The organism is Marinobacter flavimaris, from assembly GCF_045057155.1.
Classification (GTDB): domain Bacteria; phylum Pseudomonadota; class Gammaproteobacteria; order Pseudomonadales; family Oleiphilaceae; genus Marinobacter; species Marinobacter manganoxydans.
Genome location: NZ_CP171359.1, coordinates 330952 through 344855 on the forward strand (window position 1 = coordinate 330952; position 13904 = coordinate 344855).

16 protein-coding genes are annotated in these 13904 nt (G+C 58.5%); 9 read left to right on the top strand and 7 right to left on the bottom strand.

Annotation, left to right across the window (positions count from 1 at the left end; all coding sequences use genetic code 11):
• From ACGK9W_RS01735 to ACGK9W_RS01745, 3 genes are read left to right on the top strand one after another with little or no spacing between them, the layout of a single operon-like run.
• Positions 1–1521 carry a YdbH domain-containing protein gene (locus ACGK9W_RS01735; protein WP_405418876.1) on the top strand — a complete coding sequence of 507 codons (1521 nt, stop codon included), beginning with the start codon at positions 1–3 and terminating at the stop codon, positions 1519–1521.
• A gap of 38 nt (positions 1522–1559) precedes the next feature.
• Complete coding sequence (locus tag ACGK9W_RS01740; protein WP_405421142.1) at positions 1560–1742, top strand: YnbE family lipoprotein; 183 nt, start codon at positions 1560–1562, stop codon at positions 1740–1742.
• Between the two features lie 29 nt (positions 1743–1771).
• Positions 1772–2116: a YdbL family protein gene (locus ACGK9W_RS01745; RefSeq protein WP_008175984.1), complete on the top strand. Its 345-nt coding sequence runs from the start codon at positions 1772–1774 to the stop codon at positions 2114–2116.
• A gap of 27 nt (positions 2117–2143) precedes the next feature.
• Here the strand turns inward: ACGK9W_RS01745 and rluF are convergent, their stop codons facing one another.
• Positions 2144–3082: a 23S rRNA pseudouridine(2604) synthase RluF gene (rluF, locus tag ACGK9W_RS01750; RefSeq protein WP_288365985.1), complete on the bottom strand. Its 939-nt coding sequence runs from the start codon at positions 3080–3082 to the stop codon at positions 2144–2146.
• Positions 3083–3216: 134 nt separating this feature from the next.
• Here rluF and ACGK9W_RS01755 point away from each other — a divergent pair, with 134 nt between their 5' ends.
• From ACGK9W_RS01755 to ACGK9W_RS01765, 3 genes are all read left to right on the top strand, one after another.
• Positions 3217–3612: a hypothetical protein gene (locus tag ACGK9W_RS01755; RefSeq protein ID WP_008175980.1), complete on the top strand. Its 396-nt coding sequence runs from the start codon at positions 3217–3219 to the stop codon at positions 3610–3612.
• Positions 3613–3660: 48 nt separating this feature from the next.
• Complete coding sequence (locus tag ACGK9W_RS01760; protein ID WP_053114694.1) at positions 3661–4647, top strand: GTP-binding protein; 987 nt, start codon at positions 3661–3663, stop codon at positions 4645–4647.
• A 103-nt stretch (positions 4648–4750) separates the two neighbouring features.
• Positions 4751–5290, top strand: a complete 540-nt coding sequence (locus ACGK9W_RS01765; protein ID WP_241956182.1) for a class I SAM-dependent methyltransferase — start codon at positions 4751–4753, stop codon at positions 5288–5290.
• Here ACGK9W_RS01765 and ACGK9W_RS01770 read toward each other — a convergent pair.
• The 4 genes from ACGK9W_RS01770 to ACGK9W_RS01785 all read right to left on the bottom strand — a co-directional run bounded on the left by ACGK9W_RS01770 (position 5287) and on the right by ACGK9W_RS01785 (position 9337).
• A complete protein-coding gene (locus tag ACGK9W_RS01770) occupies positions 5287–6237 on the bottom strand; it encodes a PA2778 family cysteine peptidase (protein ID WP_219122916.1) in 951 nt (316 codons plus the stop codon). The genes ACGK9W_RS01765 and ACGK9W_RS01770 overlap by 4 nt on opposite strands.
• Positions 6238–6296: 59 nt before the next feature.
• Positions 6297–6698: a PA2779 family protein gene (locus ACGK9W_RS01775; RefSeq protein WP_041645035.1), complete on the bottom strand. Its 402-nt coding sequence runs from the start codon at positions 6696–6698 to the stop codon at positions 6297–6299.
• 106 nt (positions 6699–6804) lie between these two features.
• On the bottom strand, positions 6805–7869 hold the full coding sequence (locus ACGK9W_RS01780; protein WP_053114696.1) for a carboxysome shell carbonic anhydrase domain-containg protein: 1065 nt from the start codon (positions 7867–7869) through the stop codon (positions 6805–6807).
• 19 nt (positions 7870–7888) lie between these two features.
• A complete protein-coding gene (locus tag ACGK9W_RS01785) occupies positions 7889–9337 on the bottom strand; it encodes a phospholipase D family protein (protein ID WP_405418880.1) in 1449 nt (482 codons plus the stop codon).
• A gap of 159 nt (positions 9338–9496) precedes the next feature.
• Between ACGK9W_RS01785 and ACGK9W_RS01790 the strand changes: the two genes are divergently transcribed.
• From ACGK9W_RS01790 to ACGK9W_RS01800, 3 genes are read left to right on the top strand one after another with little or no spacing between them, the layout of a single operon-like run.
• The gene (locus tag ACGK9W_RS01790; RefSeq protein WP_053114697.1) at positions 9497–11149 is read left to right on the top strand and encodes a serine/threonine-protein kinase; all 1653 of its coding nucleotides are present in this window, start codon (positions 9497–9499) and stop codon (positions 11147–11149) included.
• The gene (locus ACGK9W_RS01795) at positions 11149–11904 is read left to right on the top strand and encodes a protein phosphatase 2C domain-containing protein (RefSeq protein ID WP_008175964.1); all 756 of its coding nucleotides are present in this window, start codon (positions 11149–11151) and stop codon (positions 11902–11904) included. Before ACGK9W_RS01790 ends, ACGK9W_RS01795 begins: the two co-directional genes overlap by 1 nt.
• 10 nt (positions 11905–11914) lie before the next feature.
• Positions 11915–12265 (top strand): FHA domain-containing protein, encoded by a 351-nt coding sequence (locus ACGK9W_RS01800; RefSeq protein ID WP_008175962.1) that lies wholly within the window; start codon positions 11915–11917, stop codon positions 12263–12265.
• A 21-nt stretch (positions 12266–12286) separates the two neighbouring features.
• On the opposite strand, the gene ACGK9W_RS01805 is transcribed toward ACGK9W_RS01800, so the two are convergent.
• Positions 12287–13033, bottom strand: coding sequence for a glutamine amidotransferase (locus ACGK9W_RS01805; RefSeq protein ID WP_008175960.1), 747 nt, complete (start codon positions 13031–13033; stop codon positions 12287–12289).
• Between the two features lie 37 nt (positions 13034–13070).
• Positions 13071–13796, bottom strand: a complete 726-nt coding sequence (locus ACGK9W_RS01810) for a YebC/PmpR family DNA-binding transcriptional regulator (protein ID WP_008175958.1) — start codon at positions 13794–13796, stop codon at positions 13071–13073.
• Positions 13797–13904: the final 108 nt, after the last annotated feature.

Genomic DNA, 13904 nt, shown 5'->3' on the forward strand with positions numbered 1-13904 from the left:
TTGCCCAGTAGAGGGTCTGTAAAGCCTGAACGCATCGGCCGCGGGCTTCTTTGGGCCGGTGGTATGGCTCTGGTGGCCTGGCCCCTGGCGGTTGCAGGCTGGTCCTTTGCCATTGAACAGAGCTCGGTGGGTATGGCATTGCCGGATATACGGTCCGGCGGATGGGAAGTAACGGGCAGCCGTGCAGATGTCCGGCCTTCTGTGACCGCCAACGGTGATGGCGCAACCATCGATTTTGCCCCTTCGTCTCTTGTTCTGACGGATCATCTCACGTTTGTCGGTGCAGACCAGCCGCTGACGCTCAACAACCTGCGCACGGATCTCAGCAATACAACGGTAACCCTGGACTATGGCGCAAATGGCCCCTGGGCGCAGCGCATTTCCATTGATGGCGACATCAGGGTCGATGCCGGGGGCGTTGAGCATCCGCAATTACTGCCGCAAACGTGGAACTTCCAGGGAAGGGCAAAGGGCCGCCTGGCAGATCTCAGGGTGCAGGGCACCTTGGCTTCCGAGTCCGGCTTTACGGCTGATCTCGATATCCAGCTCAATCCCGAAGGCGGCGTATCCGTCGCCATCGACTCTGTTATCGACGGTAAACAGGGCGTTCAGGCCCTGGCAGAAACCCTGGTCGGATGGCCGGATCTGCTGACAGTGGATTCTGGCAATGCCCGGTTGTCGATGGAGGTTTCGACCGGCCAGGGTGGTGAACTTGCAGCCAGTGGCAGCGTTGAACTGCAGGATGTTGGCGGGGTATTTAACCGGACCGCGGTATCAGGGCTCACCGGCCAGGTGCGGGGATCGCTGGAAAATTCCCGGATTACGACCCGTTTCAGGGACATGACCGTTGGCGAGATCAATGCCGGCATTCCCGTCACCTCGGTTCTTTTTTCAGGGAATTACAGCGCGCCGGTCACGGAACTGCTGGCCGGCACTCTGGAGGTTCAGCAGGCCAGGGCCCGGTTCCTCGAAGGTACCCTCAGAGTGCCTCCTGCCAGGTACGATTTGGGCGGTGGGTCTGGCCGCATCCCTGTGGAGATTGAGGACGTCTCCCTCAGCCGTCTGATGGCCGTGTATCCAGCCGAAGGACTTTCTGGAAGCGGGTTGCTTCGTGGGCGAGTTCCTCTGGGCATCAGTGGCGACGGGGTGCAGGTGAGTGCAGGCAGTATTTCCGCAATAGATCCTGGCGGCCGTTTGCAGTTGCCGGCGGACAAGCTCCAGGCGATGCTCGGTGGCAACCAGGCCATGGACATCGTGGTCCAGGCGTTGCAAAACTTTCACTATTCAGTCCTCAACAGCACGATAGACTACGATGAACAGGGTAAGTTGAGCCTTGGCCTTCGCCTCGAAGGTAAGAATCCGGACCTGAGGGGTGGGCAGCCGGTGGTACTCAATGTCAATCTTGAGGAAGACATTCCCGCGCTGCTCACCAGCCTGCAGTTGAGTGGCAGGGTCAATGAAGCTGTTACCAGGCGCGTCCGGAAATTGCTGCAGGAATCCGGTGAGGAGAAAGCACCATGATAAAACCCGTGCGGCCCTGGTGGCCTGAAAGGTCGCCCATGGCAAGAACACTGATGATACTGATGCTTCCTCTGGCGATGGCTGCCTGCACGCCGACAGTGCAGATGGCGGCGCCAAAGGAGCCGATTACGGTCAACCTGAACATGAAAATCCAGCACGAAATCTACGTGAAAGTGGATAAGGAAGTGGATGACCTGTTCAGCGAACAGGGCTTGTTCTGACTGTGTCCGGAAAGTTTGAGGGGTTGAAGATGAAACGATTGATACAGATGTTTGCGCTGGTTCTGGCGTTCGGTATCAGCGCCTCCGTGCTTGCCATGGGGCTGGATGAAGCCAAACAGAAACTGGACTCGGTCAAGCAGCAGGGGCTGGTTGGAGAAACACCGACGGGTTATCTGGAAGTGGTGCGCGCCGAAGGGCAGGCGAAGGAAGTGGTGGAAGCCATTAACAGCGCCCGTCGGGATGAGTACAAGCGCATTGCCGAAAAACACAACATTCCGGTAACCCAGGTGGAGACGGTTGCAGGCAAGAAGGCGATTGAGAAGACTCCGTCCGGCCAGTATGTGCAAATGGGCGGTAAGTGGGTGAAAAAGTAGCCCGGCGCGGCCAGGTGCAAGCCCCGCTTACCGTTTAACGCTCTTTTGCCTTGGCTTGCCGCCTTTTGGCCGTTTGCCCGATGCCGGCTTTTTGCCAGGTGCGGGCTTGCCTTTCGGGCCGGGGCGCCTGGCGCCACCGGGCTTACCTGGTGCGGATGCAGAGCCAGGCTTGCGATCAGGCTTTGGTTTGGCCTTCGTTCCGGGCTTCTTTTTTGCTGGCTTGCCAGCGCCGGGCGGGGCTTCGGAAGACGAATCCCGGATGGCATCGAACAGCCCGGCCAGCTCTTTCTCGCTCAGGTCCCGCCACTGGCCCACCGCAAGCCCTTTCAGGCTCACGTTCATGATCCGGATCCGTTCCAGTTTGGAAACCTCGTAGCCAAAATACTCGCACATGCGACGGATCTGGCGATTGAGGCCCTGAACCAGGGTGATCCGGAAGACAAATCGTGACTCCCGCGACACCTTGCACTTTTTCGTCATGGTTCCGAGGATCGGCACACCATTGGCCATACCCTCCACGAATTCCCGGGTGACCGGCTTGTCGACGGTAACCAGGTATTCCTTTTCGTGGTTGTTGCCCGCCCGCAGTATCTTGTTGACCAGGTCGCCGTTGCTGGTCATAAAGATGAGGCCCTGGGAGTCCTTGTCCAGACGTCCGATCGGGAAGATGCGTTCGCTGTGACCCACAAAGCGCTGGATATTGTGTTTCTCCGCGCTGTCCGTGGTGCTGACAATCCCTACCGGCTTGTTCAGTGCAATGAACACGAGATCTTCTTCAGCCCGTGGCTCGATCACCTGGCCGTTCACCTTGACCGTGTCACCCGGAAGCACCTGGTCGCCCACGGTTGCTCGTTTGCCGTTGATGTAGACGTTGCCTTGCTCGATATAGCGATCGGCCTCCCGGCGGGAGCACATGCCGCTTTCGCTGATGTATTTGTTGAGCCGGGTGGAATTGCCAGTGGTCATCGGGTGTCCGGTTGCCAGTGAGAATGACGGGCATCATATCAGTCTGGAACCCCGGTCGCAGCAGGGGTGGTTCTTTCCCGGCGTCTCTGCCATTCTTTGCGCCTATCCTTAAAACCAACAAACCCTGAGCCGCCATGGAAAAGACACGCATCACCATTGTTGCCGTTACCTGCATTGCCCTGTTTTTCCTGACCAACTACCTGTTCCGGTATCTGATCGGATTTACCGGGTTGCTGGCCTCATTGGTCATTGCGGCCCTGATTGCCGTCTACATGAGCTTCTCAATCGCACGGACCCTTGAGCGTTTGCCGATGCCTGAGGAGCGCTCACGGGCGCTGTGGATCTATGGCGGTTTTCTGGGCGCCCTGTTCGTCGCCTTCGGGGCCTGGATGTTCCTGGATGCCGGCATGGATGCAGTCACCCTCGCCACGCTGTTTGTTCACTATCTGCCCTATCCGGCACTTGCTCATGCCCTGCTATCAGACAAGGCCGTCGGACTGTTCCTGAAAGAGGATCGTCCTGGCGGATAAATTGTTATAATATAACATTTTGATTCTTAGAGGAGTGCCTCCGGCGCCATGGCTCAACCTATTCCTACCAGCCTGATACTTGGTTTTCTGGGTGTCGGTAAAACCACCGCCATTCTGGATCTTCTGAAAAGCAAACCGGAAAACGAGGTCTGGGCGGTTCTGGTCAACGAGTTCGGCGAGGTGGGCATCGATGGCGCCATGCTGAAGACCGAAGGCGCCTTCATCAAGGAAATACCCGGCGGATGCATGTGCTGTGTTGCCGGCCTGCCGATGCAGATAGGGCTCAACCAGCTGATTCACAAGGCAAAGCCCGATCGTCTGTTGATTGAGCCGACCGGGCTCGGTCACCCCTCTCAGATTCTGGACACCCTGACCAGCGAGCACTACCAGGATGTACTCGCCATGGGCCCTGTAATCTGCCTGGTGGACCCCCGAAGGCTCGAAGAACCGAAGGTGCTCGGCAATGTGCAGTTCCGGGATCAGGTGGCTGCGGCGGATATTCTCGTTGCCAACAAGACTGATCTTTGCACCCCGGAGCAACTGACTCATTTTGATGAGTGGGCCGCACAACTGGAACCCGCCAAGCGGGCGATTCACCACACGCGGTTCGGGCATCTGGCACCGGGCTGGCTGGACGGCCAATCGGATGCCCTGCCGGTGACCGATCCGGAAGCTCACCATCACCACCATCATAAGACTGCATCGCCGGCCCCCACTATTGATGACGAGCCCTGGCAACAGATTACCAATCAGGGACAGGGGCATTTCAGTGTTGGCTGGCGCATACATCCGGAACTGATACTCGATGAGAACGCATTGCTGGTGATGGCCATGGACTCGGCCTTTGTGCGCTTCAAGGCTGTCGTTCAGACCGTGGACGGCTGGCGGGCGATCAATGTGGTTGATGGAGCCCTGACCGTTATTCAGGGTGAACCGCAAGCCTACAGCCGGGCAGAGATCATAGCGTCCGATCAGATTGACGCCCGGGAACTCGATGCCCGCATGAGGGCGGCCGCGGGACTTGATCCGAGGTGAGGGCGTGAGTCATTGTCCGGTGTGCGAGCAGGGCAGTCTCTCGGATTTCCGTTCAGTGAAGGCCCAGCGTTACCTTCGATGTGATGTCTGCGAGGCGACGGTGATGGATGCGTCCTGCCGGTTATCGCCTGAGCAGGAGCGGGAAATTTACCAACTGCATGATAATGACCCGTCTCATCCGGGGTACCGGACATTTCTCTCGAAACTGACAGAACCTCTGCTTGAGCGCCTGCCATCGGGCGCCAGCGGCCTGGATTTCGGCTGCGGCCCCGGCCCTGCACTGGCGCAGATGCTTGAGGCGGAAGGCATGGCAGTCAGTCTCTACGATCCCTATTTTTATCCCTCAGCAGTGGCTCTCGATCAGACCTACGATTTCATAACCTGTACCGAAGTGGTAGAGCATCTTTACGCCCCCGCTGGCGTTTTCAGGGAACTCGACCGGATGCTGAAGCCCGGTGGTTGGCTGGGTGTGATGACCTGCTTCCAGACCGACGATGACCGGTTCGACAACTGGCATTATCGCCGTGACCCGACCCATGTGGTCTTCTACCGGGAATTCACCTTCAAGCTGCTCGCCAACCGGTTTGGCTGGCGCCTGGAAATACCGAGAAAGGATGTGGCTCTGTTCCGGAAGCCAGCCTAGGGGGCTTCCCTTGGGCACTCGGGAAGTGCAGGACACTGTTCCGCGGATGTGGTGCCTTCTTGTTTGAGCAATTCTGATTCACCGAAGCGGTCCGGTGTCAGTGCGGCGGCGCATCTCGCCGCCTGGGTCGCAACGTTTGTGCAGCCGCTCGCCTGCAGCGCGAAAGCGAGGTTGTTCCAGCCTTCGGCGAATTTGGGAAAACGTTTCACCGCGCGCAAGAAATGCTCCTGTGCTTCGCCTCGGTGGCCCAACTGCCAGGCAAGGTTGCCTCTGGCCATAGTGGCCGTCGGTTGGTCCGGCCAGGTCGTCTCGGCTGTCTTATAGGCCATGCCAGCGGCTGTGGTTCGGCCGGTTGTCTCGAGGTCGTGGGCCGATTGGAGAAAGCGGAGTGGTTTTGCCGTGGCAGGCACCCGGTCGGGCGGAAGGATGGTTACTGCCCAGTTATCGGCCCGCCCCCAGGTATTGGCGAAAACTTCCAGATCGATCGCTTCATGCTTGCGGGTATCGGTGTGGAGTATCAGGTCGCGCTCACCGGCGTCATAGCCGATCACAACCGCAAAGTGCCATTGGGGCCACCAGCCAAACCTCAGATTTTGCATCACCAGGACTGGATTGCCTGCTGCGATCTCGGTCAGGACACTTTCTAATCTACCGTCCAGCGGGTAAACCAACATGCCATGGGCGCGTGCGCCGGCGATCATTTCGACCTGAAGGGAGCCTTCCCGGCCCGGAATATAAACCAGCTCCTTGAGAATATCGGGATTGGATGAAAGGCCCTGGCTGTTCAGCATCATTGCCAGCGACGCAGGCCCGCACTGATACCTTTCCTGGGGGTAGAAAGGTACGTCGTCCAGCACAACCCTGTCGGGCAGCATGGCCTGGTGAGTTTCGGGCGCTGGCCATTTGGGAGCACTGGCGCAACCGGCCAGCAGGCTGACCAGTAACATCAGGATCAGCCTGCTGGATGTCGCTTCTAGAGAGGGAAAAATGACAGCCACTGATCCCGCTATCGAATGCAGTTCACGAACGGGAAGACATTCGTAGCACAGAGCATATCGGTGATAATGAATACCAGCAGGAACAACACAATGATGCCGACCACATCCTGCCCTGCAGGGGCCTCGGCGAGCTGACGTTCAAAATCCGCCAGTTCCGCGGGCGTGAGGTTCTGGATGCGTTCCTTGACCTGGTCCTGGCTGACCCCAAGGTCTGCCAACTTGGCCTGCACATCCTGTCTGTCGAGCATGCTGATCAGCTCCTGCCGGTCCAGCTGAACCTGTTGTTGCCCGATCATTTCGCCGGTTCCAACCATGCCGGCGGTAGCGGTGGCCGACCAGACGGAACCAAGAGCCATCATCATGGCCATAAAAAAGGAAACGTACCTCAAGTGCTTGCGAATGCCTGACATGGGTCACTCCTGCTCGTTGGCTACTTCCGGTGTAGCGGTTTGTTAGTCATCTTGCACTAACCGGACGATAAAACAGTCGGTTGCGTTCCCTCAACATACGAATCGTTCAGGATTCACAAACCTGCAGCTTTCGTTCCGGCCAATGGAGTATAGCCGAGCGTGCGACCATTCGGCTGGCGAGGTCTGGGTACGCCTGGCGGATAACGTTGGCACCGAACTCTGCCAGGAACGCCGATTTCAGTTCTGCCCGGGCCTTCTGGGTGCCCGGTTCCTGGTAGGGCGCGGAGCAGAGCAGCAGGAAACCATCATCCGGAACACGTCCATTATCCATGTTGCTCTTTATGATCCCGGCGGCCTGGCGGATGGGATGGGACAGATCCGGGCTGTAAGGGCCGATGATCAGGGCTACGTTGGGTGCGTGCAGGAAATCGAACCCCCTGCCAAGGCAGATGACCCACTCCCGGTGCTCTATGTTCAGTTCCCGGTCAAAACGCCGAATCTCGTTCACGTGCCGGATATTGCCCTCAACCAGGGGCAGCAGATCACGCTGAACCGGTTCCGGCATATCCGGACAAAGGGAGGCGATTTCGGAGGCCATATCGGCAAGTCGCGTTACAGGAATGGTAGACAGATCCAGCGTTCGCTCCTGGCTACCGTGCAGAACCAGTGCATCCTCGTCGCTCTCGAAACCACATACCAGGGGATAGACCGTTCGGTGGCCGTTTCCGAACAGCTTTTCCACCTGGCTTCGGATCTGGAACGCATGGCGCATGGCGGCCTCACGATCGCAGTCAAAGCCGGCGCAGCCCCGTTCCCGTGAACCTTTTGAATAGTGGTAGGTAATGATGATCAGCACCCGTCGTCCCTGGGTTACGGCTTGCTGGACCGTGTCCGCCAGCATGTCGCCAAGGTAGGGCCAGCCCAGCTCAAAGATCCCGCCAAGGTTCCGGAACGGGTGAATGACACCAAGAGGCGTCTGGGTCACGTAGGGCAGGTGGATGCGGCCATCCATGCACTTCATCGCAATGATCTGGGTATTGTGCTCTGCCAGGTAGCGCTGCCTGGCCAGATGGTTTTCCGGGCTACAGAAGCTGGCCGAATGGGCCCGGCTGAGCTCCATCAGCCAGTCGATACGCTCTGCGATAGGGCGCGCATGCACGGGTGTTGTCATGGCTTTTGTCCTGTTCTGTTCAGAAGGTCGACAGGCCGGTCGCCTCCATAATCCGGTAGCGCCAATAGCGAAGTCTGGATTCGTCGGCCCAACGCTCGTAGGGCAGGCTCATCACCGGATCGTCGCCAGGGCCTTTTTGCCATTGCTCGTCAAAGAATCGCCGGGCTCCGCTCGCAACCTGTGACTGCTCCACCACCGATACCCAGACATCGGTCTCGAGATTCAGATCGTCGAGATTGCGCCGGGTAAAATTGGCCGAACCCAGGAGCAGTTCTGTTGCGCCGTTTTCTCTGGCCAACATCAACAGTTTAGTGTGGCATTGCTCACCCAGGGTATTACACCAACGTACCGGAACGCCCGCGCGAACCAGTTCCATGGCGACCTGCCTGTTGGGAATGCCACTCTTCTGGTGGCCGAAGGCCTCGTTGTTGGCATCAAGCAGAACTCGCAGTGCAACGCCCCGTCTGGCGGCGTCGACCAGGGCTGTGACAATATCGCGATGTGAGAGGTAAAACATGGCCATGTCCAGCTGATCACCGGCCGAGGCCTCTTGAATCATGGACAGAGCCTGATCCCGGATTTCCGATTCGGTCAGCACTGCCACCAGGGGGATTTCGGATTTCTGCGGTTCTCCAGTGACTTCGGGAGCCATGCTGATTCGCTCATCAATGGGCGTGGTGTCCGCTCCCGACATGGCGAGAACCGCCCGCTCGCTTTTCAGCAGATCAAAGACCGCCGGCCCCGTGAAGCTAAGCCCCAGGTTGCTATGCCGGCTGCTGCCGTCGTGGGGGTTGGCCGAGGTAACGATGGCCCTCAGGGAGCCCGCCTCATCCGCGACCATAAGCTTGCGATGGTTGGCCTTGAAGTTCATTAGGGCGAGATAGCTTCGAAGGGTAACAGGCCTGGTGCCCAGGGCGTTGTCCAGCCAGCCTCCGTCGGGGTTGTTGCCGAACCACTGACAACACAGCCGCCAGATTGAAGACCAGGTGGGATTACTGTCCCGTAGCGGCCGGAGTGCCGTCTCCACAACCGGAATGCCACCATCGCGCAGGGCTTGAAACCAGGGTGAGGTCGTGCCGCCATACATGGTGTTCAGGGGGTCGGAGATAACCGTAATGGATAGCTCCGGTTTTTCCGCTTTTCTCGCCAGCAGGGCCTCTGTGAGCTGTTGAGCCAGAGGCCGGTGGGCTACATCCTCCGGCTTGGTGCTGTTGAACAGAAACATGTCGATGAGAATGAACTCGTTGGCTTGTCCCACAAGCCGGAACACCTCGTCGAAGATTTCATGGTCTCGCTCCTCACGGCCGTTCTGATAGTGACGGGTGACGTCTGTCAGCAGGACGGGTTCCTCCAATGGCACCGCGGTTCCACGATAGCTGATGCCTGGCGGCAGTGGCTTTTGGGTGTGGTAAAGGCCGATGCCGGCCAGGGTGAGCAACAGCAGGAGAATCAGTAACTTCAGTGTCATGTGTGTATTTCCATCATCCCTGAGGTAAACGACGGCATAACTATACGTGACCTCTCTCTCAGGTAAACAAACACTTACAAAAAACACCCCGGTCGTTGTATCGAAGTTCCGCCACGCTTTCTAAACTAGTCAGATCAACCATTTATAACAAAGTTGCCTGTGAACGCCATACTCTCTTTCATACCGCGCCTGTTCAGTCTGCGGGCCGTTATTCTCGTTCTGGCTGTTGTGTTTGCCCTCATGGGGGACCAGCTTGCCCTCGTTGGCTGGGCTGACCGTGCGCTATTCAGCATTCTCGGCGTGCCAGAGGGCGCGACCCCGGCCACGATTCTCCCGCAGGAGGCATTCGGGCCGGCTATGGCTGATCGGGGGCTTTCGGAACCACTCTGGTCCGACATGGCGGTGACCGCCGGGCTGGCAATTGCGGCACTGTATCTGGTGCTTGCAATTCCGGCGATGGGCGCGGCCGTTTCCCTGCCGGTCACTCTTTTGCTTGGTGGCTCGCTCGTGGTGATCCAGGCGGCTTTGATGTTCTACCGCAATGCCTGGGTGCCGTTTGGCGTGGTGCTCACGTTGCTGGTGGTCGGTTACGTGGTGATGCTGTTCTGGCTGCAGCCCCGCAAACACATCCGTGCACTGACAGATAATGTGCGGGATGCGCGGCTGAAGCTGGCCAAGGTATTTCTGCAACAAGGTCATACAGACGAGGCCCTCGAAGCGCTGGATCGCTGCCCCGACTGTGAAAGCGAGATCGAGCTGCGCTACGACGCCGCCATCCAGCAGGAGCGCAAGCGCCAGTACGACAAGGCGGTCAGCACCTACCGCAGTATTCAGGAGCGAAAGAAAGGTTTTCGGGATACCGCCGCGAGGCTGTCGGCATTGGAAAAGCTCGCGCCGGATAACTCGTTGATGCAGGGAGGGAGTTTCGACAATACCCGCACCCTGTTGATGCCCGAGCCCGCCGTTAGTCGCCCGACCCTCGGAAGGTACGAAATCGAGCGGGAGATTGGCCGAGGGGCCATGGGTGTGGTTTATCTGGGCAAGGATCCGAAGATTGCCCGTACCGTTGCCATCAAGACTCTCAGCTACCAGGCGTTTGATGATGGACAGCTTCAGGATCTCAAGGAGCGATTCTTCCGGGAGGCAGAAGCCGCTGGCCGCCTGAGCCACCCGGCTATCGTCACCGTGTATGACGTTGGCGAGGAGGCAGACCTCGCCTATATCGCCATGGACTATGCGAAAGGACGTCCGCTCAGTGAATTCGGCAGAACCGGACGGTTACTGCCCCTGCCCAGGGTTCTGGATATCGTTGCCCGCGTGGCGGACGCTCTGGCCTACGCTCACAGCCAGAAAATCGTCCACCGCGACATCAAGCCCGGGAATATCATCTTCAATCCCGACAATGGCGATATAAAGATCACCGATTTCGGCATTGCCAAGATCTCCGATGACTCGCGAACCCGCACCGGCGCGGTAATGGGCAGCCCATTGTATATGTCGCCGGAGCAGTTGAAGGGTCAGAAGGTAACCGGTGCCTCCGATATCTACAGCCTGGGCGTAACGCTTTATAAGCTGGTGAGCGGCGAAACGCCCTATCAGGGCGATACCCTGGCCAACCTGACCTACCAGATTCTTAACAAGCGCCCACGCAGCGTCCGCGAGTTCAACGCGGATCTGCCAAACGGGGTGGTCCGTCTGATCAACAAGGCTATCCAGCGCGAGCCGGACAAGCGCTTTGCCAGTGCCGCCACCATGGCCGAGGCCGTGCGTCGTCTGGCCGTTCGTGAGGCTGGCCAGGAGGTGTCGTCCTGATGCGATATCACGTTGCCGGCCAGAGTCATCGCGGGGCCGTCCGGGAATCAAACCAGGATGTGGTGGACTGGCGGATCAATGATGCGGGTGACCAGGCGTTGTTGGTGGTTGCTGACGGTATGGGCGGTCACCAGGGAGGCGAGGTTGCCAGTCGCCTTGCGGTTGATGCCATCATCGAATCCCTTGAGCCTGAAATCGCCGGTGCCTCGAGCGGCACCACGGATGCGGATATCCGGGGAAAACTGGATCGGGCCTTCAGGTTGGCCAATGAGCGCATAGTGAGCCGCCGTTCCGGGGATCCAAGACTTGAAAAAATGGGCACGACACTGGTGGTGGCCTGGTTGAGTGGCAATCAGGCGCATATTGCTCACATTGGCGATTCCCGTTGCTACAGCCTGCGTGGCAGCCAGGCGCTGTGTCTCACGCGGGACGATACCGTGGTCCAGAACATGCTGGAAGACGGCAGCATTACCAGGGCCGACGTGCCCAATGTGCCGTTCCGGAATGTCCTGACCAGGGCCGTGGGAACGGTGGAGCAGGCGGCCCCCAGTTATCGGCGTGAAACGCTTGATGAAGGAGATGTGCTGCTGCTGTGTTCCGATGGGTTAACTGATTCGGTTCCGGAATACCGGTGGCTTGAAATCCATAAGGAAAGTGACGGCATGGAGCGCACGGTTCAGGCAATGATTGATGCCGGCCTGGCAAACGAGGCGGGTGACAATGTGTCTGTGGTATTACTGACGTTGGAGTATTGAGGAAACTGACATGGCTTCGCTTTCGCAACTGGTGGATAACGTTGTTGTTAACACCTTTGAACTCGGTCAACCGGAAACGCGCATCGGTCGGCGCCCGGACAACGATATCCAGATTGATGAAATTTCTGTGAGCGGCCAGCACGCCCTGATAGAAGCGGTGCCCAATGCCTATCTGGAAGGTACGGTGGATTACTACATTACCGACAGCAACAGCACCAATGGCACTTTTGTGAACGAATTGCGGGTTGCTGACCGCCAGCGTCTCAACAGCAACGACATGGTGCGCATTGGCTGGAATGAGTTCCGTTTCATCGATGAAGAAGAGCAGGCAATGGAAAAAACCGCCTATATCCTCGACTGACCCTAACGGTTGGCCCGCGAATTACCGGATCCGATCCTGAACAAATCTGCTGAAACGGGAAAGCAGCGAGGACGCATCCGGCGCTGGCTTTACGCCGGCGATCAGGGCCTCCGCATCAAGCCCCTCCCGTGTCAGGTCGGGCGCCTGGACCTTCAGGTAGGCGCTCATAATGGCGTCCGTGAACTCTGGATGGAACTGCACGCCCCAGGCGCAGGGACCAATTCTGAAAGCCTGATGAGGCTCGAACTGGTTGCGTCCCAGCAACACCGCGCCTTCAGGCAGGCGCAGCACGGACTGCCGGTGTGTCAGCTGGGCCGGAAATTTTTCCGGTAGCTCCCGGAACAGGACATCGGAAGCTGCCTCGGGAAGGAGTTCAACCTCGTGGGTGCCGGTTTCCCGGCCATTCGGATGGTAACCAGCTTCCCCGCCCAGCGCGTGGGCCAGTAACTGGTGGCCATAGCAGACACCAAGCACCGGCACTTCGCTTCTGACGGCTTTTACCAGCCAACGCCCCGCGTTCTCGCTCCACTCGGCCCGGTCGCTCACCATGGCAGGGGAGCCCGTCACCACGATGCCGTCCCAGTCTTCAGGATTCCCCGGCAGTTCACCGGCCTCGGCATTGGCAACGGTGATATCCAGCTCGTCTGACAACCCGCGCAGGAACCACTCGTCAAAATCGCCAAACCTTGCCCGAATGTCCGGGTAGGTGGTGCCTGTTTTAAGGACCACCACGCGCGCCTTGCGGTTTGTGGGAGCGTTCTGTTGCATGGTGCTATCTTCCTGCGAGGCCAGCGGGCCGGGTTGTTTACTGCTCTGGCAGTTCGGCGTTGTGGAACACGTTCTGCACGTCGTCCAGTTCGTTCAGCATGTCGAGGAATTTCTCGAACATGGGGATGTCGTCGCCTTCCACCATTGTGGTGGTTTTGGGCAGGAACTGGATTTCATCCACTTCAAAATCGATGTCTTCGATTGCGTCCACGAGTGCCTGGCGAGCCTTGGCGTATTCGGTGTTCGGTGTGAACACGGTAATCAGGCCATCTTCGTTCTCGATGTCGGTTACATCGACATCCGCTTCCATCAGCGCCTCGAGTACGGCTTCTTCATCCTCGCCCTTGAACGCAAAAATAGCGCTGTGGTCGAACATGTGAGACACGGCTCCGGGCGTGCCGATCTTGCACTTGGTCTTGGTGAAGGCCAGGCGCACGTCGCCAAAGGTGCGGTTCGGGTTATCGGTCAGGCAGTCCACGATCACCATGCAGTTGCCCGGTCCGTAGCCTTCGTAGCGAGCTGCAGCATAGTCTTCGCCGGCGCCACCCTTGGCCTTGTCGATGGCCTTTTCAATGACGTGCGAAGGCACCTGGTCTTTCTTGGCCCGCTCGATCAGTCCGCGCAGGGACAGGTTGGCCTGGGGATCGGGGCCTCCGGACTTGGCGCTCATGTAAATCTCGCGGCCGTACTTGCTGTAGACCTTGGTTTTTGCCGCAGCCGTCTTGGCCATGGATTCTTTGCGGTTCTGGTAGGCTCTGCCCATCTGCGCTGCCTCTTGGTTCTCTGGAAAAGGCCGGATTTTACTCAACATTGCCGGTTTGGGACAGGCTTATTTGGCCCCTGTTCCGGGATGGTTTTCACGATCCGCCAA